Origin of the sequence: Azonexus sp. IMCC34842 (assembly GCF_050368855.1) — a bacterium.
In the GTDB taxonomy this organism is placed as follows: Bacteria; Pseudomonadota; Gammaproteobacteria; order Burkholderiales; family Rhodocyclaceae; genus Azonexus; species Azonexus denitrificans_A.
This window is the reverse complement of record NZ_CP178449.1, coordinates 2,846,315-2,865,040: the sequence shown is the minus strand read 5'-3', so window position 1 is coordinate 2,865,040 and position 18,726 is coordinate 2,846,315. Positions and strand designations below refer to the sequence as shown.

Here is an 18,726-nt window from a genome sequence, read left to right as displayed (position 1 = left end):
AGTCAAGAGGTGATCCTGATGTCCGGTAACTCGTCCGTTCGAAATAATGTCATTGATATAAGCGATTTAAGTCCGCTGGAATCGGCCGGCAATGCCATCAGCAAGGCGGTCGATCCGTATGGCGTGACGACGTCGCTGCTCCAGGCCCACATGGCCTGGATGATGCATCCGCAGGAGTTGTCGCGGGCCGTTCACGCGCTGTCCGGCGACCTCTTCGCGCTGCAGTCGCATGTCCTGCGGCGGGCCATGGGCATCGCCTCCGAGGACGTCATCAAGCCGAATGCCGACGATGCCCGCTTTGCCAACCCGATCTGGACTGATTCGGCGAGCTGGGACATCGTCAAGGAGTGGTATCTGGCCTTTACCCACCGTCTTGAAGACATGTTTTTCGAGACGCCCGGGCTGTCCGACAAGGAACGTCGGCGTTCCGCCTTCTGGCTGCGCAACTGGCTGAACATGGTGGCGCCGACCAACTTTTTCGGCCTCAATCCGGCGGCGATGGAGCGCTTTGTCGCAACCAATGGCGAGAGCCTGAAGAAGGGCTGGGAAAACTTCCAGCGCGACGTCAAGGCCAAGAATATCCTGATGGTCGAGCCGGATGCCTTCGTGGTCGGCAAGGATCTGGCGACGACGCCGGGCAAGGTGGTGTTCCGCAACCGGCTGGTTGAACTGATCCATTACACGCCGACCACCGACAAGGTGCGGGCGATGCCGATCGTGATCACCACGCCGTGGATCAACAAGTTCTACATCCTCGATCTGACCGCCCGCAAGAGTCTGGTCAAGTACCTGACCGATCAGGGCTATTCGGTATTCATCACCAGCTGGAAGAATCCGGGCGAGGATCTGGCCGATATCCGCCTCGACGACTACCTGCTCGAAGGAATCAATGAAGCGGTGCGGGTCGCCTGCGAATTCTGCAAGGTGCCGCAGGTGCATCTGGTCGGCTACTGCATCGGTGGCACGCTGGCCAGCATCTACATGGCCTGGGCCAACAAGCGCTATGGCGCCGACAAGATGCCGGTCGCGCACTGGACGCTGTTTACCACGCTGACCGATTTCGCCCATCCGGGCGACATCGATGTGTTCATCGACGACGCCTGCATCGGCGCACTGGAAGAGTCGATGGCCAAGAAGGGTTATCTCGACGGCACGGAAATGGCCGGTTCCTTCCGCATGCTGCGCTCGAACAACCTGATCTGGAATTACTGGGTGCATAGCTACCTGCTCGGCGAACCCTTGCCGCCGTTCGACGTGCTGTTCTGGAACGTCGATTCGACCCGCATGCCGCAGGCCATGCATTCCTACTACCTGCGCGAGATGTACCTGCACAATAACCTGATCAAGCGCGACAAGCTGACCATCGCCGGCGAATCGATCGACCTCGACCTGATCGTTCAGCCGCTCTACGCGGTGACTGCGGAGGACGATCACATCGCGCCGTGGAAGCAGTGCTACCGCATCCGCAAGCAGGTCAGTGTCAAGGCGCCGGTGCGCTTCGTCCTGTCGACCTCCGGGCACATTCTCGGCATCGTCAATCCGCCGGTCAATCCACCCAAGCGCGCCTACTGGATCGCCGAGCCGGAGCGCAACGAACATTGGGAACACTGGTTCGACCGTGCCGAGAAAAAGCCCGGCACCTGGTGGGAGGACTGGACGCGCTGGCTGGGCGAACGGACCGGGGATCTGGTCGAGGCCTACCCGGCGAGCAACCGCAAATTCCCGGCCCTGGCTGACGCGCCCGGGACCTATGTCCTGGAAAAATAGGCCGGATTGCCCGCCGCCGCTCGCCGACCACGTCAGGCGGGCGGGGCGATGACCACCGCCCTGGCGATTGCGGCCGCCCCGGCAGCGCAGGCCGGCGTCGATCTGCTCCGCATCGTGCAGATCAATGAGGAGATCAAGCGGGTGGTCGGGGTCTCCTTCAAGATCAACATCATGGCGCTCAACGCCATTTTTCTTGCCAAGCGGGCGGGTACGGCGGCGCGCGGTTTCGGCGTGCTGTCCAATGAGCTGCGGGTCTTCTCGCAGGATTTGCGCCGCTGCATGCAAACCCTGACCGGCCTGATTCACGGCTGCGTCAATGAAGTCTCGCTGGTCCTGCAGGACAACCGCCTGGCTCGCCTGCTCGGCGAGGCGGCAAGACTGGCCCCGCAGCAGGCGGCGCTGGCCGGGGTGATGGCGCGGCGCAGCCAGCAAGGCGAGCAACATGTCGAGCAGCTGTTCCGCTTGCGCCGCCAGCTCCAGCGCGCTCTCGAGGAGGTTTTCCAGATGGTCGAACTGGGGGGCGTGCTGGCCAAGTCGGCCAAGATCGAAGCCGCCTATGGCCAGAGTTTTGCGCCGTCGCTATCGCAGGTTTCCGGGGAGTTCGACGGCGTCGTCGAGGAGATCCGTGGCTCGCTTGAGTCCTTGCGTCGCTCGCCGTTTTTTGCCGGAAATCAGGATCGATAGAGAAGCGCCGTGAAAACAACGAAAACAATTTTTCAGGACGGCAATCACAAATGGGTGGCGATTGTCCGCGACCCGCAGAAGCCGAATCATCTGATCGATACCAATGAGTATCTGGTGACCCATGGCAGCCGGGGTCTGGTTCTCGATCCGGGCGGTGCCGAGATCTTTCCCGCCGTCTTTTCGGCGCTCTCGGCCGAATTCGATCCGTCGGCGCTGGCCGGCGTCTTCGCCTCGCACCAGGACCCGGATTGCTGCTCCTCGCTGGCTCTCTGGCTGGAGTTCAACCCGGCCATGCGCTGCTACGTCAGCTGGATGTGGAGCGGTTTCCTGCCGCACTTCGGCGGTTCCGCCGAGACCTTCATTCCGATTCCCGACCAAGGCCTCGACATTCCGCTCGACGGTCTGATGCTGCAAGCCATTCCCGCCCATTACCTGCACTCGTCGGGCAATTTTCATCTGTACGACAAGCAGGCGAAAATCCTGTTTTCCGGCGACGTCGGTGCGGCGCTGTTGCCGCCGGGCATGGATGGCCTGTTCGTCGAGGATTTCGATGCCCATATCGGTCATGCCGAAGGCTTTCACAAACGCTGGATGGGCTCCAACGAAGCCAAGCGCGACTGGTGCGAACGCGTCTCGCAGCTCGATATCGACCTGCTCTGCCCGCAGCACGGCGCGATTTATCGCGGCGCCGATGTTCTGCGCTTCATCAACTGGTTCGACGAGTTGCCGGTCGGAATCCTTAGTCGCTGATTTTTCGCGATTTGACGGCGGTCAAGGTGATTTCGAGGTGGCAGCGTCGAGAATGGTCACACCTAACCGCCGTGAGTAAGCCATGACCAGTATCCGCACTTTCATGACAGATGATCATCGTCGCTGCGACGATCTATTTGCCGAAACCGAGCTGGCGATAGCCCAGAAAAACCCGGACGCCGCACGAGCGGCCTTCGGCCACTTCCGCTCGGCGATCCTGGCGCATTTCGCCAGCGAGGAGAAGACCCTTTTCCCGACGTTCGAAGCGAAGATGGGCAGCAGCCTGGGGCCGACCCAGGTCATGCGCATGGAGCACGCCCAGATGCGTTCGCTGCTCGATGAAGCGGTCGGCGCGCTGGAGTCGGGAAACGCCGACGACTATTTCGGGCTGGCTGAAACACTGCTGATCATGATGCAGCAGCACAATATGAAGGAGGAGAACATCCTCTATCCGATGTGCGACGAGCATTTGTCAGGCGAATTGCCGGCCATTCTTGAACGTCTTGAAACCGAGTTAGCCGAATCATGAGCCATCCGAAAACCCCGCACGTCGTCGATGCCCGCTATCTGGAACCGCCGGAGCCCTTTGTCCAGACCATGGAAATGCTCGATACCCTGCAGCCCGGCGAGAAAATGTTGCTGCTGCTGTTTCGCGAGCCGCATCCGCTGTACAAGGTGCTCCGCCAGAACGGCCATCAATACGAAACCGAGCTGACGGCCGACGGCACCTTCGAGATCCTGATCTCGCGCTGAAGATCGGCCGACGATGCAGGCCCTGCTGGCTTTCGAAAACGCGCCGCCGTTCGCGGCGCCGCTGCGCTTCTTTCTGACGGCGCCGCTGTTTGCCGTCCTCGCCGGCCTGCTGGTCGCCGTGGCCGGCCCGGACATTTTCGCCTCGCGGTGGACGCCGGACGGGCTGGCGGCGACCCACCTGATCACCCTCGGCTTCATGCTGCAGATCATGCTCGGCGCGTTGATCCAGATCCTGCCGGTGGTCGCCGGGGCCAATCTGGCGCGGCCGCTGGGCATCGCGATCGTCGTCAATATCGGGCTGAGCGGCGGTGTGCTGCTGTTGGCCGGCGGCTTCCATTTTGGCTGGCCGGCCGTCCTGACGGCGGCCGCCTTGCTGCTTGGCTTGACCATTCTGCTCTATCTGGCGGTGACGCTGCGGGCGCTGATCGGCGTTCCGTCGACCAGCCCGACGATTCGCGGCCTCAAATTGGCGCTCGGCGGACTGGCCGTGGTCGTTGGCCTGGGCATGCTGCTCGCCCTGGGCCTGGCCAATGGCTGGCGGCTGCCGCTGGTCGCCTTGACCGATCTGCATGCCGCCTGGGGCCTCGGCGGCTGGGCCGGCGTTCTGCTGGCGGCGATGGCCTATGTCGTGGTGCCGATGTTTCAACTGACGGCTGGTTATCCGGCCCGACCGAGCTGGCTGTTCCCGCCGCTGATGTTCGGCGCGCTGCTGCTGTGGAGCGTTGCGGTGCTGGTCGACTGGCCGTGGCTGGTGCGCATCAGCCAGTTGGGCGTGGCCTCGGCCGGCCTCGTCTTCGCCGTGCTGACCCTGCGCCTGCAGCTCAAGCGACGGCGGGCGCGCGCCGATGCGACCAGCCGCTACTGGCAACTCGGTCTGGCGGCGAGTATTTTCGCGCTGCTGATGCTATCGACTGCGGCAATTTTCCCGGCCCTTGCCGAACTGCCGGGCTGGCCGCTGGTTTTTGGCATTCTGCTGGTGCTGGGCGGCTTCCTGTCTTTCATCATCGGCATGTTGTACAAGATCGTTCCCTTTCTCGCCTGGCTGCATCTGCAGAGTGCCACGCAGAGCAAGACGCCCGCGCCGACGATGAACAAGATCCTCGGTGAGCCGGCCATGCAGCGCCAGACGAAAGCCTATGTCCTGGCCTTGCTCCTGCTCGTCGCGGCGGCTTTCTGGCCCGACTGGCTGGCCCGGCCGGCCGGCCTGGCCTTTGCCATCGCCGCCGGCTGGTTGTGGTGGAATCTATTCAGCGCCATCCGCCGCTACCGCTGGCATAGCGCCGACATCGCGGCGAAACTGGCAGCGAAACTGGCGGCCGCATGAGCTATCTGGCGCTGAAACATCTGCATGTCAGCTGCGTCATCTTCAGCGGCCTCGGCTTTTGCCTGCGCGGCTGGTGGATGCTCACCGGCTCGCCATGGCTCCAGCACCGTCTGGCCAGGGTGCTGCCGCATATCGTCGATACTCTGCTGCTCGGCAGCGCGCTGGCGATGGCCTGGCTGAGCGGGCAGTATCCTTTCGTCGATGGCTGGCTGACGGCCAAGCTCTGCGGCCTGGTTGCCTATGTCCTGCTCGGCAGCATGGCGCTGAAGCGCGGCAAGACGCTGGCCAGTCGCCGCCGGTTTTTCCTGCTCGCCGTGCTGGCCTATGCCTACATCGTCAGCGTGGCGCTCGCCCGGAATCCCTGGCCCTGGTTGTAGCTGGTGCTTGATCGGCCCGGGGGCTAGGCCAGGGCCTCGTCGAACAGGCGAAAGGCATTGCGTCCCGCCCGTTTCGCCTGATACATCGCGATGTCGGCCTTTTTCATCATTTCCGCTGCATCGTCGGTATCGCTGCCGGCCCGCACGGCAATGCCGATACTGGCCGTTGCCGCGAAGCTGTGCTGGCCGATCTGCATCGGGCGCTGGATGGCGGCGATGAATTTTCCGGCGACCACTGCGGCATCGCCCGGCGCGGTAATTTCCGGCAGGATGATGATGAATTCGTCGCCTCCGGCGCGGGCCACCATGTCGCATTCGCGAACGCTGGCGCTCAGGCGCTTGCCGACTTCGATCAACAGTTGATCGCCGACATCGTGGCCGAGCGTGTCGTTGATCTGCTTGAAACGGTCGAGATCGAGGAACATCACGGCGAGCGGCCGCTGGGTGCGCTTCGCCTGGGCGATGCCGCGCCACAGCCGGTCCTGGAGCATGCGCCGGTTCGGCAGGCCGGTCAGGGTGTCGAAGTGAGCCAGTTTGCTGGCCAGTTCTTCGGCATTTTTCAGATCGGAAATGTCCCGATTGCTGACCCGCCGGCCACGCGAGCGGCCGTCGCTGGTCGTCACGGCACGGCAACCGTGGGCAATCCAGCGGATTTCACCGTCCTTGCGGACGATCCGGAAATTGACCTCGCACTCGATCTGGCTATCCGCGTCCTCGATATGTTGCGCGAACCCGGCCTGATCTTCGGCAAAGACAATCCGCTGGATCAAGCTCGGATCGGCAATGAATTCAGCCTGGGAATAGCCGGTGACGCGCAGGCAGGATGGGCTGACGTAGAGGATTTCCCGACTCGGCCCCTCCCAGTATTCCCAGTTGTAGGTGTGGTCGGCAATTGTCCGGAAACGCTCTTCGCTCTCCTGGTAGGCCATTTCCTGCAGGACGGCCGGGGTCACATCCTGCAAGGTGCCGAGCGAGCGGGCCGGCAGTTCGGTGCCTTCGGCCGGAAATTCCGAGCGTTGGTGAATGTATTTGATCCGTCCATCCGGGAACAGCAGGCGGTGACGGATCTCGTAGGCATGGCGGTAGGTCAGGGATGAGCGGTAAGCCCGCTTGACCTCGTCGCGGTCGTCCGGGTGCAGGCGGGCCAGGAAAGCGTCCTTGGAAGCGCCGATTTCGGGGTCAATTTCCAGTATCCGGAAAAGCTCATCGGACCAGATCAACTCGTTGTTTTGCCGGTCGAGAATCCAGCTGCCGATATGGGCAACGCTCTGCGCCTCCTTGAGCGCCGCTTCGCTGAGTTTCAGGCGGCGTTCGGCCAATTGCTGGGTCGTCACATCCTGCATGACGGCGATGCTGCCGGTGATTTCGCCCTGCGCATCGCGTTGGCAGTTGGCCGACAGCAGCACATCGAGCAGGCGTCCGTCCTTGGCGACCAGGCGATAGGGAATGTCGGTGCATACCCCGCTGGCGAAAAATGCCGGCAAAACGGTTTCGATGGCGTAGCGCCGCGAATCTTCGGTCAGGAAATCCGAGGACTTCCGGCCGATTACTTCAGCGCGCGTGTAACCCAGCGTATCCAGCCATTTCTGGCTGACCGCAACGATGGCTCCCGTCGTGTCGATCGAGTGCATCATCGCGGGTACGTTGTCGAACAGGTTCTGGCTGGCGGGCATCAGGATTCCGGGGATTCCGTCGAATTATCGATGGTCATCATGGTGTGGCGGGCATGGCGAAGGCTGCGGCTCAAAGTTTACCCAGCTTGCGGTACAGCGTGTTGCGGCTGATCCCCAGTTGGCGGGCGGCCGCCGAGATGTTGCCGCCGGCCGATTCCAGCGTGCGCCAGGCGGCGTCGCGGCCGATCGCCTCGAGGCTGCCGGTCGCGCTCCCCGGTGCCGCCGAGGTGGTCTCGAACAGCTCTTCCGGCAGGTGGCTTTCGTCGATCAGCGTTGTCCCGTCGTCGAGCAGCGCAATGGCCACCCGGATGACGTTGAACAGTTGGCGGATGTTGCCCGGCCAGGCGTATTTTTCGATGGCCAGCAGGGCGCCTTCGCTGAATTGGACCGGTGCCGACTGGCCGGCTTCGGCAGCCGCCAGCTTGCCGACCAGTTGCCGCAGGTCGGTGCGCTCGCGCAGGGCCGGCAGCGTGACGCACAGTCCGTTCAGGCGGTAGTAAAGATCCTCGCGGAAGGTGCCGCGCGCCACTTCCTCGCGCAGGCGGCGGTGGGTGGCGCAGACCAGCGAAATATCGACCTGGATGGCCCGCGTGCTGCCGAGCGGCGTCACGCAACGCTCCTGCAGCACACGCAGCAGCCGGGCCTGCAGATTGAGCGGCATGTCGCCGATTTCATCGAGGAACAGCGTCCCGCCATGCGCCTGCTGGATCTTGCCCGGAGCGCCTTCCTTGCGGGCGCCGGTAAAGGCGCCGCCGGCATAGCCGAACAGCTCGGATTCGATCAGGTTTTCCGGAATCGAGGCGCAGTTCAGCGCGACGAACGGCCCGGCCTGACGCGGGCCGCTGTTGTGAAAGCCCTTGGCGAACAGTTCCTTGCCGGCGCCGGATTCGCCCTGGATCAGAATCGGGATGTCGCGGCCAAGAATCCGCCGGGCCCGGTCGATTGCCGCCTGCAGGCGCTCATCGCCGGTGTTCAGCGAATCGAGCGTGATGGCCGGGGCCGGTGTCGCGGCGGCAGGGCGGGGGGGGCGCTCGGCGGCCGGTTCATCGTAAACGCGGCCGGCCATGCTGGCTGGCGGCAACTGGCCGCGCAACTGCAGGCTGAGCACCTTGCCGTTCACCGACAATTCACCCGTTGCCTGCGGCTTGTGGCGCAGGCGATCGATCAGCGTGGCCAGGCTGTTTTCAAAGACCAGCGAAAAATCGCGGCGTACCGCATCGACCTGGCGAATGCCGAGAATGTCGAGGCCGGCCCGGTTCATCGCCAGAATTTGCCCGTCCGGCGAAACGGCGGCCAGTCCTTCCTTTGGGCTGCCCAGATAGTCGGCGCGGCCATGAAAGCAGACGAGGATGTCGCCGGCGTGCAGGCATTCGAACAGGCGCTTTTCGACAAGCAGCGAGGACAGGCGAACGAGGCCCAGGGTGTGCCGTTGCTGGCTGCGATAGTCGCCGGAAATGTCGAGGACGCCGATCAGCCGGCCATCCGGCCCGAAGATCGGGCTGGCGCAACAGGTCAGGAAGGCGTTGTTTTCAAAGAAATGCTCGGCGCCGAGCACTGCGGTGGGCGCCTCTTCGGCCAGTGCGGTGCCGATCGCGTTGGTGCCGCGCTGGTTTTCGTCCCATGAGGCGCCGGCCGACAGCGCGATGCGTCCGGCGCGGTCGACGAAGTCGGGATCGCCGACGGTTTCCAGCAGCAGACCATTGGCGTCGGCCAAGATGACCATGCTGCCCGATTCGCGAATCTGTTCGTAGACGTGCTCCATGATCGGCCGGCCCTGGAGCAGCAGGTAGCGATTCCGTTCCTGCTCGGTTTTCAAGGCTAGCCGGTCGAGCGATTCGCGGCCCGCAATGGCATGCCTCTCGCTCAGCCCGAACCGCTGGCAGCGCTCCCAGGAACGGACGATCAACGCGTCGACCAGGCCTTCCGGCCGTTCGCCGCGGGTAAAGAACAGCTGCCTGGCTTGTTGCAGTTGCTGGCCGTGCAAATCGGCCATGAAATGAAGTTGTCCCATCTCTCCTCCGGGGGCATTGCGTGTTTCTTGTTGTTTTGTTGTTTACTGGCGAAGCACCTCCCCATTCTAGTAGCAATGCGCCAGGCGCAGCAGGGGAAAATAGGGTGTCAGACATGTCTCTTGCCAAACCGGGGAGCGGATCGGCAAACCGCCGGCAGTTGGCCATGCCTGCGCCAATCGTTGTCGCGGTGCGCGGCGATTCATGCTAATTATCGGGTTGTCCATTCATTTTCCCTTTCCGACGGCTTCTCCCCCATGTCCCATTCGCCTCTTTCTCCTTCGCGCGACCGGTTGATCGAACGCTTCGGCAACCGCTACAAATGGCTGGTTTTGGTGGTGGTAGCCCTCGGTACGGTGGCCGCGGTGTTGTCGACGACCAGTTTCAATGTCGCGATCCCGGCCCTGGTCAATCATTTCGGGCTGGGCCAGGAACGGGTGCAGTGGGCGATCACCGGCTTCATGGGGGCGATGACGCTGGCCATGCTGCCGACGCCGTGGCTGCTTGACCGTTTCGGCTTTCGTCGCTGCTTCCTGAGCGCCATTCTGGTCTTGGCCGGGGCGAGCATCGCCGGCAGTCTGTCCGGCAGTTTTTCCTTCCTGGTCTTCGCCCGCATCGTTCAGGGGGCGGCTGCCGGCCTGTTGCAACCCTTGGGCGCCCTGGCCGTCATGCGGCTGTTTCCGGCCGACAGCCAGGGCCGGGCTTCCGGCCTGCTGAGCTTCGGCATCGTGCTGGCCCCGGCCATCGCTCCGGCCCTGGGCGGCATGTTGCTAGATCATTTCGGCTGGCAGGCGATCTTCCTGATCAACCTGCCGTTTTGCCTGGTTGCCGGCATCGCCGGCCTGTTCCTGATGCCACGGGCGACCGAACTCAAGTTCGGGGTCTTCGACTGGTTCGGCGTCGCCGTCCTCAGTCTGGCCACCGTGTGCACCGTCGAAGGGGTGGCCAGCCTGCATCACAGCGGCCTGAACAATCCATGGACCGGGCTGCAGTTCGCCATCGCGCTGTTCGCCCTGGCGCTGTTCGTGCGGCATGCCCGGCGCAGCAAAAACACCATCGTCAGCCTGGCGCTCTTCGCCGACCGGCCGTTCGCCATGGGCAGCCTGGTTTCCTTCGCCTACGGTTTTGGCTTGTATGCCTCGACCTATCTGATCCCGGTTTTTCTCCAGAGCGCGCTCGGTTTCTCGGCGACGCACGCCGGTCTGGCCCTGCTGCCGGCCGGGGTCGCCCTGGCCATCTGCATTCCGGTCGCCGGTCGTCTGGCCGACCGGCATCAGCCGCAGGCGCTGACGATGGGAGGGCTGGTCCTGTTCGGCATCTCCTTCGTGCTGTTTGCGCTGTTCGGCACGCACATCAGCTACCTCGAACTGGTTGCCGTCACCGTGCTCGGCCGCGTCGGCCTGGCCTTGATCCTGCCATCGCTCAGTCTGGCCGCCCTGCGCGGAATGGAGGTTCATCAGCTCGGTCAGTCGTCGATGGTGATCAGTTACGCGCGCCAGCTCGGCGGCGTCATCGGCGTCGCCATCGCGGCGGTCTTTGTCGAGTGGCGGCAGAGCGTCTATGGCATCACCGAAAGCGGCATCGCCCGCGCTTTTTCGCAAAGCTTCCTGCTCCTCGCCATCACCTTTGCTTTTGCACTGGCGGCGGCGAGCTTGATGAAGCGCCGGGAAAAAAATCACTAGACGACTGGTCTAATTGGCTGTATTCTGACGCCACCATGAATATTCGCCACGACGACACGCGCCAGCACATCCTCGATACCGGCTACCGGATCATCGCCGGGAAGGGCTTTTCCGGCGTCGGCCTGAATGAAATCCTGCAGACGGCCGGTGTGCCCAAAGGCTCGTTCTATCACTACTTCAAGTCCAAGGAGCAGTACGGGCAAGCGCTGCTTGAAAGCTATTTCGCGGCCTATCTGGTCGGCATCGATGCCTTGCTGCAGTCGCCCGGCCTGTCGGCCCGCGAGCGGCTGATCTGTTATTGGGAACGGTGGATGCAAGCGCAGTGCGCCGATTGCGAAGAGCAGAAGTGCCTGGTCGTCAAACTTGGCGCTGAAGTCGCCGACTTGTCGGACGCCATGCGCATCACGCTGCGCGACGGCACCGATCAGATCGTGGCGCGGCTGGCCGGCTGCATCGAAGCCGGCGTCGCCGATGCATCGCTGCCCGCCCTCGAACCGCAGGCGACGGCGCAGATGCTCTACCAACTGTGGCTGGGTGCCAGTCTGCTGACCAAGCTGCACCGCAACCGCGAACCGATGCAGAACGCCATGAACGTGACACTGAAAATGCTGGCCGGCTGATCGGTTAGCGATGCCCGATGGCCGCGACTTGCGCGGTCAATTTTTTAAACCGGAACCAGACGACCGGTCTAATTGTCTGGTTCCGGGGTTGCTGATCCTCGCTGCTTACGCGGCATTCGTTGAACAATTCTATCGAAGGAGTACCGCTCATGACTTCCCTGTTCGATCCCATCCAGATCGGCGACATTCAGCTCGCCAACCGCATCGTCATGGCACCGCTGACGCGCAATCGCGCCAGCGCAGGCCAGGTCGCCGCTCCGCTGACCGCCGAGTACTACCGGCAACGGGCGACGGCCGGCCTGATCGTTACCGAAGCGAGCCAGATCAGTCCGCTGGCCCAGGGCTATCTCGATACCCCGGGCATCCACACGCCGGCCCAGCTGGCCGGCTGGCGCCAGGTCACCGACGCGGTACATGCCGCCGGCGGGAAGATCGTCATCCAGCTCTGGCATGTCGGGCGGATCTCGCATGTCTCGCTGTTGCCCGGCGGTGCCGCCCCGGTATCGTCAACCAATCGCCAGGCCAAGGCCAAGACCTTTACCGCCAACGGTTTTGTCGATGTTTCCCCGCCGCGTGCCTTGCGCGATGACGAATTGCCCGGCCTGATCGCCGATTATCGCCAAGCCGCGCGCAATGCCATCGACGCCGGCTTCGATGGCGTCGAGGTGCATGCCGCCAACGGTTATCTGCTCGAACAGTTCCTGCGCGACAGCATCAACGACCGCAGCGGCCCTTATGGCGGCAGTATCGCCAATCGCAGCCGCCTGCTGCTTGAAGTGATGCAGGCCGTCACCGCCGAAATCGGCGGCGGGCGTACCGGCATTCGCCTGAGCCCGCTGACGACGGTCAACGATGCGGCGCGCGACAGCGATCCGCAGGCCCTCTTCAATCATGTCGTCGAACAGCTGGCGCCGCTCGGCCTGGCCTTCATCCACGTCATCGAGGGTGAAACCGGCGGCGCCCGTTTCCCGGCCGATGCCCAGCCGGCTTTCGATTACGCCGCATTGCAGCGGCGCTTCCCGGGGGCGTGGATGATCAATAACGGCATCGACCGCAGCGCCGGGCTGGCCGCGGTGGCCAACGGCGAGGCGGATCTGGTGGCTTTCGGCCGGCCGTTCATCAGCAACCCGGATCTTGTCCGCCGGCTGCGCGACGATGCGCCGCTCAACGAGCTGCGGGCCGACAAGCTATACGGCGGCGGGGCCGAGGGCTATACCGATTATCCGGTGCTGGCCGACGTCGTCGCAGCATGATCTGAGGGGGGCGCTAGCCCCCCATCCGGCGGGAGTTGAACAGTCAGCATCCTGCGATTTATTGACGATTTTCAGCAGGATCATTGCCCGATGTCTTCCTTCCGCCGTTGGCTGCCGCCGCTCGCGCTTGTCGTGCTCTCCGTGACCTGGGGCTATACCTGGGTGCTTGCCAAGCAGGGGCTGGTCTATGCGCCGCCCTTCGCCTTTGCCGCCGAGCGCTGCGTTGGCGGCGCCCTGGCTTTGTTGCTGGCGCTCAAGCTGATGGGCCGGCCGATCCGCCTGGTCGCGCCGGGCCTGACGCTGGCCATCGGCCTGACCCAGGTCGCCGGTTTCATGGCGCTGCAGACCTGGGCGCTGGTCGAAGGCGGCCCGGGCAAGACGGCCGTGCTGATCTTCACCATGCCGATCTGGACGCTGTTGATGGCCTGGCCGATCCTCGGCGAGCGGATCCGCGGCCAGCAGTGGCTGGCCGCCTTGAGCACGCTGACCGGCCTGCTCCTGATCATCGAACCGTGGGACATGCACTCCAGCCTGTTCAGCAAGTTCCTCGGGGTGATGGCGGCCATCTGCTGGGCGACCGGAACCATTCTGGTCAAACGGCTGCGCTCCCAGCATCAGGTCGATCTGCTCGCCCTGACCAGCTGGCAGATGCTGATCGGAGCGGTACCGCTGATCATATTGGCGGCGCTGGTCCCGGAACGGGCTACCGACTGGTCGGGTTCCTATATCGGCATTCTGGTTTTCATGTCGGTGGCCAGCACGGCACTGTGCTGGTGGTTGTGGATCTACATCCTCGACCGCGTGCCGGCCTGGGAAGCCAGTCTGTCGGTACTCGGTACACCGGTGGTGGCGATCCTTTCCTCCCGGCTGACCTTCGGCGAAGCCTTCAAGAGCCTCGAGGTGGCCGGCATCGTGCTGATCGGCAGCGGCCTGGCCCTACTGTCGCTGATCGGCTGGGCGGCCAGCCGGCGCAATCCGGTCAAGCGACCGCTCGCCACCGTCGACTGAACGAGCTTGCGCTGCCGGCTATCGGCTAACGTCTCTCGCCTGACGGGGCGGGCCGCCGGCTTGTTGCTCAGCCCCGGCCAACTGGGCTTTGCCATGCTCGATTACCCCGGCGCAGGCATCCTCGATCATCGCCAGCATGTGATCGAAGTTCTCGCCGAGCGTCACCAGGGGATCGGGAACTTCTTCTTCGACGAAATTCCGGGCGAATTCCATCAGCAGGTGGATCCGGCCCTGCTGCTCCTCCGTGGCGATGCGCCGCAGGTTGTACAGATTGCCCTTGTCCATCGCCAGGATCAGGTCGAAGTAGTCGAAATCCTGCCAGCCGATTTTTCGCGCCCGCATGCTGGAAAGGTCGTAGCCGCGCTCCCGGGTGCGCTGCTGGGTGCGCCCGTCGCAGCTTTCGCCGACGCGGTAGCCGTGCGTGCCGGCCGAGTCCACTTCGATTTTCCCCTGCAGTTGGTGTTGCTGAATCAGTTGCCGGAGCACCGCCTCGGCCGTTGGCGAGCGGCAGACATTGCCCATACATACACAGAGGATGCGGTAAGCCTGGTTCATGATCGATGGCTCGATTGATTTCAAATCAATAGTCGCACGGATGCCTTGGTGCCTGGCCTAAAACCAGATTTCCGGGTAACGCCGGGAGCGGGGCAGGTTGTTGATCAGCAGCGCGATGATCAGCATGATCAGCGGTCCGAGCGTCGCCGGAACGAGCACATACCAGAAACTGAGCTGATGAATGTCGGCCGAGCCGATGACCGCAATCAGGGCGGTGGCGCCACCGGGCGGGTGCAGCGTGCGCGTCGCATGCATCAGGGCGATGGCCGTCGCCACCGCCAGGGCCGCGGCGAGCCAGGGGGCGAAGTAAAGGCACTTCCAGCAGATGACGCCGGTCAGGGCCGAGATGATATGGCCGCCGAGCAGGTTGCGCGGCTGGGCCAGCGGGCTGCGCACGGCGCCGAACAGCAGCACCGCCGACGCCCCGAAGGAACCGATCATCAGCACCAGGTCGCCGTCGGCAAAAAAAACCTGACCGAGTCCGGCCAGGCTGCCGATGCCGACAAAAGCGCCGATCCACGACAGCAGGATTTCTTCATTGCTGACGCGCGGCGGGCTGCCGCGTGTCGTCCCATGCATCTTCTGCCAATAGTCGCGCCAACGGTTTTCAAGTTTCATGCGGCGGGGCCGCTTGCCGCTTCGTTATCCTGCAGGGCTTGCAGCCGGGCCAGGGCGTGGCGCCAGGCAAGGTGGTAAACCGTCCGAAAATCCTCGGTACTGATGTCGATGTAGCCGGAAATATGGCTCAGCGCATCGAGGATGTCCTCGTCGGAGAGCTCCAGTTCGAGCGCCTGTTCGATTTCGCTTTTGTTCGGGGTCATTTGCTCAGCCTTTCGTAGAGTTTCACCGCTGTATCGACCAGCCGGAGCAGACGGTCGCCTTCGGTAATCACCGACTGGGCGTGCTTCGCCTTGTGGCCGTGCGACAGGTCGGGCTGCAGGGTACGCATGAATTTATGCCATTGGCCGGCCACCTCGCGAAGCTGGGCCGCCAGTTCGGGAAGGTTTTGCCCACCGCGTTGCAATTCATCGAGGTTGCGCTCGAATTCCCGGCATGACGCCGCGGCGTGCTGCGGGACGGCGGCGGCATCTCCGACCTGTTCCTGAAACAGGAAAAACTTGCCGATCCGTTGCGAAAGCATGCGGTTCCGCCCGGCGATATTGACGTAGCGGGCTTCCGGCGTGCCGGCCAGTTGCTCGGCCTGGGCGACCAGCGCATCGGTGGCGCGCAACATGGCTTCGCTCAGGGCCAGAACCTGCTCGCCGTCGGACGGCTGCGCTTCCGCCGCCAACAGGGCCTGGCGATAGCCGGGCCAGATTTCCGCCACCGCCGCCAGGCGTTCGCCGACCTCGCCGGGCTGGCCGAGTTTCGCCAGGCGCTCGAGGTTGCGCGCGAATTCCAGCTCCAGTTGCCGCAGTTTGACCCGGCCCCGGGCCGGTGCAATATCGAAAGCAATCTGGGCCCAGGCGATGCTCAAACGCTGCGACAACATCCGCAGCCGGCCGCATGAATTGATCAGGGCGCCGAAGGACAGGCTCTTGCCGGGCTGCGCGCCATCGGTCCGAGGTTTGCGGGAGAAGTTGAGGCGTTGGGTGGAATTGCCGATTTCGGTGTCGAGCAGGGCGGCATTCTGGATGTGTACGTTGCGTCCCTCGACCACGACGAAGCCGCTGTCGCTCAGTTGCCGCAGGTTGCGCGAGAAGGATTCCGGGGTCATGCCGATGCGCCCGGCGATCATCTTTTTGCTGGCTTTCAGCGTGACGGTCGTCTCGCCGGCCAGCCGGGCCCGGTCGCCGGCCTGTTCGAGCAGGTAATCGAGGACGCGCTGGGTGCCGGTCAGGCCGTAATGATGGCCGGTCACATCGAACTCGACGGCGCACTGACGCTCGGCCAGCGCCTGGATGATGCGCCAGCTGAGATCGAGGCTGCGCTGGATCAGCCCACGCAATTTGTGGATGTCGATGGCGACGATGACGCAGGGCGTGATAACCGTGCAGCAGGAAGCGTAGTGGGCGGCGCCGAACAGCTCGCCGAGACTGAGCATTTGCGGCGACTGGACCAGTTCGATGATTTTCTTCGTCGCTCCGGCCAGCGTCGTCGAGCGCTTGACGCTGCCGCTGAACAGCACATGCGCTTCGCGAACCGGCTCGCCGGCCCGATAAAGAACGTGACCGGCCGGCAGTTCGAGCAGCCGGCTGGCGGCGATCAGTTCGTCGAAATGCAGCCGGGCCAAGCCGGAAAACAGCGGGTTGCGCGCCAGCAGGTCGCGTTGCGCCCAGTGGGAATCTCTGAAGCGGGCACTCAATTGACTCTGACCTCGTGGCTTCCTGGCAAAGCGACATGCTAAGCAAAACGGGCAGGGGGCAGAACCCCCTACCTTTTGTCTAGATACTGCGTTTAATAGACGTCGTGCTGGGTGTTATAGACGTTGAACTTGCCGGTCGGCGTGACCAGTTTCGGATCGCGGATGACGGCTTTCAGCTTGCGCGTCTTGTCATCGACGACGACGATCGCCGATTCCTGGTCCTTGCCGTTCCACACCGAGAACCAGACTTCGTCGCCGGCCTTGTTGTACTCCGGCTGGACGACCCGCTTCGGGCCGGCCTTGATGCCGGACCAGTCGCCGATCGGGATCAGCTGGCTGCCTTTTTCCAGGTGCTCGATGTCCCAGACGGCAACCGCCTGGCTGACGCCCGGTTCGGGATTGAGCGTGGTGTCGACCCACAGGTTCTTCGACTTCGGATGCGTTTTCAGGAACAGCGACCCGCCGCCCAGGCCCTGCAGCGTGCGCACGACCTTCCAGGCGTTGTCCGGATGCTTCTCCGGATCGGTGCCGATCAGCGAAATCGTTTCGTCGCCGAGGTGGCCGGTCGCCCAGACCGGGCCGAACTGCGGATCGACGAAATTGGCGCCCCGCCCCGGATGCGGCGTCTTGCCGACCTCGACCAGCTTGGTCAGCTTGCCTTCCTTGGTGTCGATGACGGCGATCTTGTTCGAGGCGTTGGCCGCATCCATGAAGTAGCGGTGGGTCGATTCGAAACCGCCATCATGCAGGAAGGGGGCGGCTTCGATCATCTTGATCTTGAGGTTGCTCAGGTCGCGGTAATCGACCGAATAGACCATGCCGGTTTCCTTCACATTGACGAAGAATTCCGGGTTGAAGTGCGAGGAAACGATGGCCGCGACGCGCGGCTCCGGATGGTAATCCTGGGTGCCGACAGTCATGCCGCGGGTCGACACGATCTTGCGCGGCTTCAGCGTGTCACCGTCCATGATCACGAACTGCGGCGGCCAGTAGGTGCCGGCGATCGCGTACTTGTCCTCGTAGCCCTTGGCCTTCGAGCTTTCGACCGAGCGCGCCTCCATGCCGACCTTTATTTCGGCGACGGTGTCCGGCTTTTCCATCCACAGGTCGATCAGGTTGATCTTGGCATCGCGGCCGATCACGAACAGGTAGCGCCCGGAAGCCGACATCCGCGAAATATGCACGGCATAGCCGGTATTCAGAATGCTGACGATCTTCTTGCTGTCGCCGTCGATCAGCGCAATCTCGCCGGCGTCGCGCAGCGTCACCGAGAACAGGTTGTCGAGATTGAGCTTGTTCATTTTCTTCTTCGGCCGCTGGTCGACCGGCACGATCACCTTCCACGACGCTTCCATTTCCTTCAGGCCGTACTCCGGCGGCGCCGGCGGCGTCTGCTGGATGTAGCGGGCCATCAGATCGACTTCATCGTCGTTGAGCACGCCGGAGGTGCCCCAGTTCGGCATGCCGCCGGCTGAGCCGTACTTGATGAAGACTTTCAGATAGTCGAGGCCCTTGTCGAGCGTGATGTCCGGGGTCAGCGCCTTGCCGGTCGCTCCCTTGCGCAATACGCCGTGACAGCCGGCGCAGCGTTCGAAAAAGATGCGCTTGGCCTTATCGAACTCGGCCTCGCTCATTTTCGGCGCCAGCGGGTTGATGTCCTGATGCATCGGGATGTTGGCCAGCGGCGAGCCGCCGGCCGTCTGATAGTCGCGCAGTGTGCCATCGCCATGGGCGGCCGGTGCCTGCGCGAAGGCGAACTGAACAGCCAGGGCCAGGGCCGGCAAGGCGGCTAGACGGTAACGCTTGAAATTATTTGAATTCATCACTCCCTTTTCCTCATTGAAATGGACTGCGGCGGGGCACTCTCGCAAGCCCGGCGATTTGCGCTTTGATCGGAATCAAGAGAGGGCCGGGCGACGCATCCAGGCGGCCTGCGCGGCCGGCCGGACTTGATGATGATCAAGCC

At 63.4% G+C, this 18,726-nt stretch carries 18 protein-coding genes; 11 read left to right on the top strand and 7 right to left on the bottom strand.

Annotation, left to right across the window (positions count from 1 at the left end; all coding sequences use genetic code 11):
• Window positions 1-18 precede the first annotated feature (18 nt).
• The 7 genes from ACLIKD_RS13580 (at window position 19) to ACLIKD_RS13550 (ending at window position 5,655) form a co-directional block, all read left to right on the top strand.
• On the top strand, window positions 19-1,767 hold the full coding sequence (locus ACLIKD_RS13580; RefSeq protein ID WP_428825496.1) for a PHA/PHB synthase family protein: 1,749 nt from the start codon (window positions 19-21) through the stop codon (window positions 1,765-1,767).
• Between the two features lie 48 nt (window positions 1,768-1,815).
• On the top strand, window positions 1,816-2,451 hold the full coding sequence (locus tag ACLIKD_RS13575) for a chemotaxis protein (RefSeq protein ID WP_428825495.1): 636 nt from the start codon (window positions 1,816-1,818) through the stop codon (window positions 2,449-2,451).
• A 9-nt stretch (window positions 2,452-2,460) separates the two neighbouring features.
• A complete protein-coding gene (locus tag ACLIKD_RS13570; protein WP_428825494.1) occupies window positions 2,461-3,201 on the top strand; it encodes an MBL fold metallo-hydrolase in 741 nt (246 codons plus the stop codon).
• An 82-nt stretch (window positions 3,202-3,283) separates the two neighbouring features.
• Window positions 3,284-3,730: a hemerythrin domain-containing protein gene (locus ACLIKD_RS13565; protein WP_226471349.1), complete on the top strand. Its 447-nt coding sequence runs from the start codon at window positions 3,284-3,286 to the stop codon at window positions 3,728-3,730.
• Entirely contained in the window at window positions 3,727-3,954 is a 228-nt protein-coding gene (locus ACLIKD_RS13560; protein WP_226416749.1) for a DUF2249 domain-containing protein, read from the top strand. The genes ACLIKD_RS13565 and ACLIKD_RS13560 overlap by 4 nt, the downstream gene beginning before the upstream one ends.
• Before the next feature lie 13 nt (window positions 3,955-3,967).
• Window positions 3,968-5,278, top strand: coding sequence for a hypothetical protein (locus ACLIKD_RS13555; RefSeq protein WP_428825493.1), 1,311 nt, complete (start codon window positions 3,968-3,970; stop codon window positions 5,276-5,278).
• Window positions 5,275-5,655, top strand: coding sequence for a SirB2 family protein (locus tag ACLIKD_RS13550; RefSeq protein ID WP_428825492.1), 381 nt, complete (start codon window positions 5,275-5,277; stop codon window positions 5,653-5,655). The genes ACLIKD_RS13555 and ACLIKD_RS13550 overlap by 4 nt, the downstream gene beginning before the upstream one ends.
• 23 nt (window positions 5,656-5,678) lie before the next feature.
• Here the strand turns inward: ACLIKD_RS13550 and ACLIKD_RS13545 are convergent, their stop codons facing one another.
• Window positions 5,679-7,328, bottom strand: coding sequence for a diguanylate cyclase domain-containing protein (locus ACLIKD_RS13545; RefSeq protein WP_428825491.1), 1,650 nt, complete (start codon window positions 7,326-7,328; stop codon window positions 5,679-5,681).
• Between the two features lie 70 nt (window positions 7,329-7,398).
• A complete protein-coding gene (locus tag ACLIKD_RS13540; protein ID WP_428825490.1) occupies window positions 7,399-9,339 on the bottom strand; it encodes a sigma-54-dependent Fis family transcriptional regulator in 1,941 nt (646 codons plus the stop codon).
• A 255-nt stretch (window positions 9,340-9,594) separates the two neighbouring features.
• On the opposite strand from ACLIKD_RS13540, the gene ACLIKD_RS13535 reads away from it, so the two are divergent.
• The 4 genes from ACLIKD_RS13535 (at window position 9,595) to ACLIKD_RS13520 (ending at window position 13,900) form a co-directional block, all read left to right on the top strand.
• Complete coding sequence (locus tag ACLIKD_RS13535; RefSeq protein ID WP_428825489.1) at window positions 9,595-11,019, top strand: DHA2 family efflux MFS transporter permease subunit; 1,425 nt, start codon at window positions 9,595-9,597, stop codon at window positions 11,017-11,019.
• A gap of 35 nt (window positions 11,020-11,054) precedes the next feature.
• Window positions 11,055-11,639 (top strand): TetR/AcrR family transcriptional regulator, encoded by a 585-nt coding sequence (locus ACLIKD_RS13530; RefSeq protein ID WP_428825488.1) that lies wholly within the window; start codon window positions 11,055-11,057, stop codon window positions 11,637-11,639.
• Between the two features lie 149 nt (window positions 11,640-11,788).
• Window positions 11,789-12,892 (top strand): alkene reductase, encoded by a 1,104-nt coding sequence (locus ACLIKD_RS13525; protein WP_428825487.1) that lies wholly within the window; start codon window positions 11,789-11,791, stop codon window positions 12,890-12,892.
• Between the two features lie 90 nt (window positions 12,893-12,982).
• The gene (locus ACLIKD_RS13520) at window positions 12,983-13,900 is read left to right on the top strand and encodes a DMT family transporter (protein WP_428825486.1); all 918 of its coding nucleotides are present in this window, start codon (window positions 12,983-12,985) and stop codon (window positions 13,898-13,900) included.
• An 18-nt stretch (window positions 13,901-13,918) separates the two neighbouring features.
• On the opposite strand, the gene ACLIKD_RS13515 is transcribed toward ACLIKD_RS13520, so the two are convergent.
• The 5 genes from ACLIKD_RS13515 to ACLIKD_RS13495 form a co-directional block, all read right to left on the bottom strand.
• The gene (locus ACLIKD_RS13515; RefSeq protein WP_428825485.1) at window positions 13,919-14,455 is read right to left on the bottom strand and encodes a low molecular weight protein-tyrosine-phosphatase; all 537 of its coding nucleotides are present in this window, start codon (window positions 14,453-14,455) and stop codon (window positions 13,919-13,921) included.
• A 57-nt stretch (window positions 14,456-14,512) separates the two neighbouring features.
• A complete protein-coding gene (locus ACLIKD_RS13510) occupies window positions 14,513-15,073 on the bottom strand; it encodes an HPP family protein (protein ID WP_428825484.1) in 561 nt (186 codons plus the stop codon).
• Window positions 15,070-15,276 (bottom strand): hypothetical protein, encoded by a 207-nt coding sequence (locus ACLIKD_RS13505; RefSeq protein ID WP_428825483.1) that lies wholly within the window; start codon window positions 15,274-15,276, stop codon window positions 15,070-15,072. The genes ACLIKD_RS13510 and ACLIKD_RS13505 overlap by 4 nt, the downstream gene beginning before the upstream one ends.
• Window positions 15,273-16,760, bottom strand: coding sequence for a type IV pili methyl-accepting chemotaxis transducer N-terminal domain-containing protein (locus ACLIKD_RS13500; protein WP_428825482.1), 1,488 nt, complete (start codon window positions 16,758-16,760; stop codon window positions 15,273-15,275). Before ACLIKD_RS13500 ends, ACLIKD_RS13505 begins: the two co-directional genes overlap by 4 nt.
• Window positions 16,761-16,852: 92 nt before the next feature.
• The gene (locus ACLIKD_RS13495; protein WP_428825481.1) at window positions 16,853-18,583 is read right to left on the bottom strand and encodes a cytochrome D1 domain-containing protein; all 1,731 of its coding nucleotides are present in this window, start codon (window positions 18,581-18,583) and stop codon (window positions 16,853-16,855) included.
• Between the last annotated feature and the right edge of the window lie 143 nt (window positions 18,584-18,726).

Bases quoted from the DNA above. Each gene is read 5' to 3' on its own strand.
- ACLIKD_RS13580 (WP_428825496.1), top strand. From the start codon at position 19: ATGTCCGGTAACTCGTCCGTTCGAAATAATGTCATTGATATAAGCGAT.
- ACLIKD_RS13575 (WP_428825495.1), top strand. From the start codon at position 1,816: ATGACCACCGCCCTGGCGATTGCGGCCGCCCCGGCAGCGCAGGCCGGC.
- ACLIKD_RS13565 (WP_226471349.1), top strand. From the start codon at position 3,284: ATGACCAGTATCCGCACTTTCATGACAGATGATCATCGTCGCTGCGAC.
- ACLIKD_RS13560 (WP_226416749.1), top strand. From the start codon at position 3,727: ATGAGCCATCCGAAAACCCCGCACGTCGTCGATGCCCGCTATCTGGAA.
- ACLIKD_RS13555 (WP_428825493.1), top strand. From the start codon at position 3,968: ATGCAGGCCCTGCTGGCTTTCGAAAACGCGCCGCCGTTCGCGGCGCCG.
- ACLIKD_RS13550 (WP_428825492.1), top strand. From the start codon at position 5,275: ATGAGCTATCTGGCGCTGAAACATCTGCATGTCAGCTGCGTCATCTTC.
- ACLIKD_RS13545 (WP_428825491.1), bottom strand. From the start codon at position 7,328: ATGCCCGCCAGCCAGAACCTGTTCGACAACGTACCCGCGATGATGCAC.
- ACLIKD_RS13540 (WP_428825490.1), bottom strand. From the start codon at position 9,339: ATGGGACAACTTCATTTCATGGCCGATTTGCACGGCCAGCAACTGCAA.
- ACLIKD_RS13535 (WP_428825489.1), top strand. From the start codon at position 9,595: ATGTCCCATTCGCCTCTTTCTCCTTCGCGCGACCGGTTGATCGAACGC.
- ACLIKD_RS13530 (WP_428825488.1), top strand. From the start codon at position 11,055: ATGAATATTCGCCACGACGACACGCGCCAGCACATCCTCGATACCGGC.
- ACLIKD_RS13525 (WP_428825487.1), top strand. From the start codon at position 11,789: ATGACTTCCCTGTTCGATCCCATCCAGATCGGCGACATTCAGCTCGCC.
- ACLIKD_RS13520 (WP_428825486.1), top strand. From the start codon at position 12,983: ATGTCTTCCTTCCGCCGTTGGCTGCCGCCGCTCGCGCTTGTCGTGCTC.
- ACLIKD_RS13515 (WP_428825485.1), bottom strand. From the start codon at position 14,455: ATGAACCAGGCTTACCGCATCCTCTGTGTATGTATGGGCAATGTCTGC.
- ACLIKD_RS13510 (WP_428825484.1), bottom strand. From the start codon at position 15,073: ATGAAACTTGAAAACCGTTGGCGCGACTATTGGCAGAAGATGCATGGG.
- ACLIKD_RS13505 (WP_428825483.1), bottom strand. From the start codon at position 15,276: ATGACCCCGAACAAAAGCGAAATCGAACAGGCGCTCGAACTGGAGCTC.
- ACLIKD_RS13495 (WP_428825481.1), bottom strand. From the start codon at position 18,583: ATGAATTCAAATAATTTCAAGCGTTACCGTCTAGCCGCCTTGCCGGCC.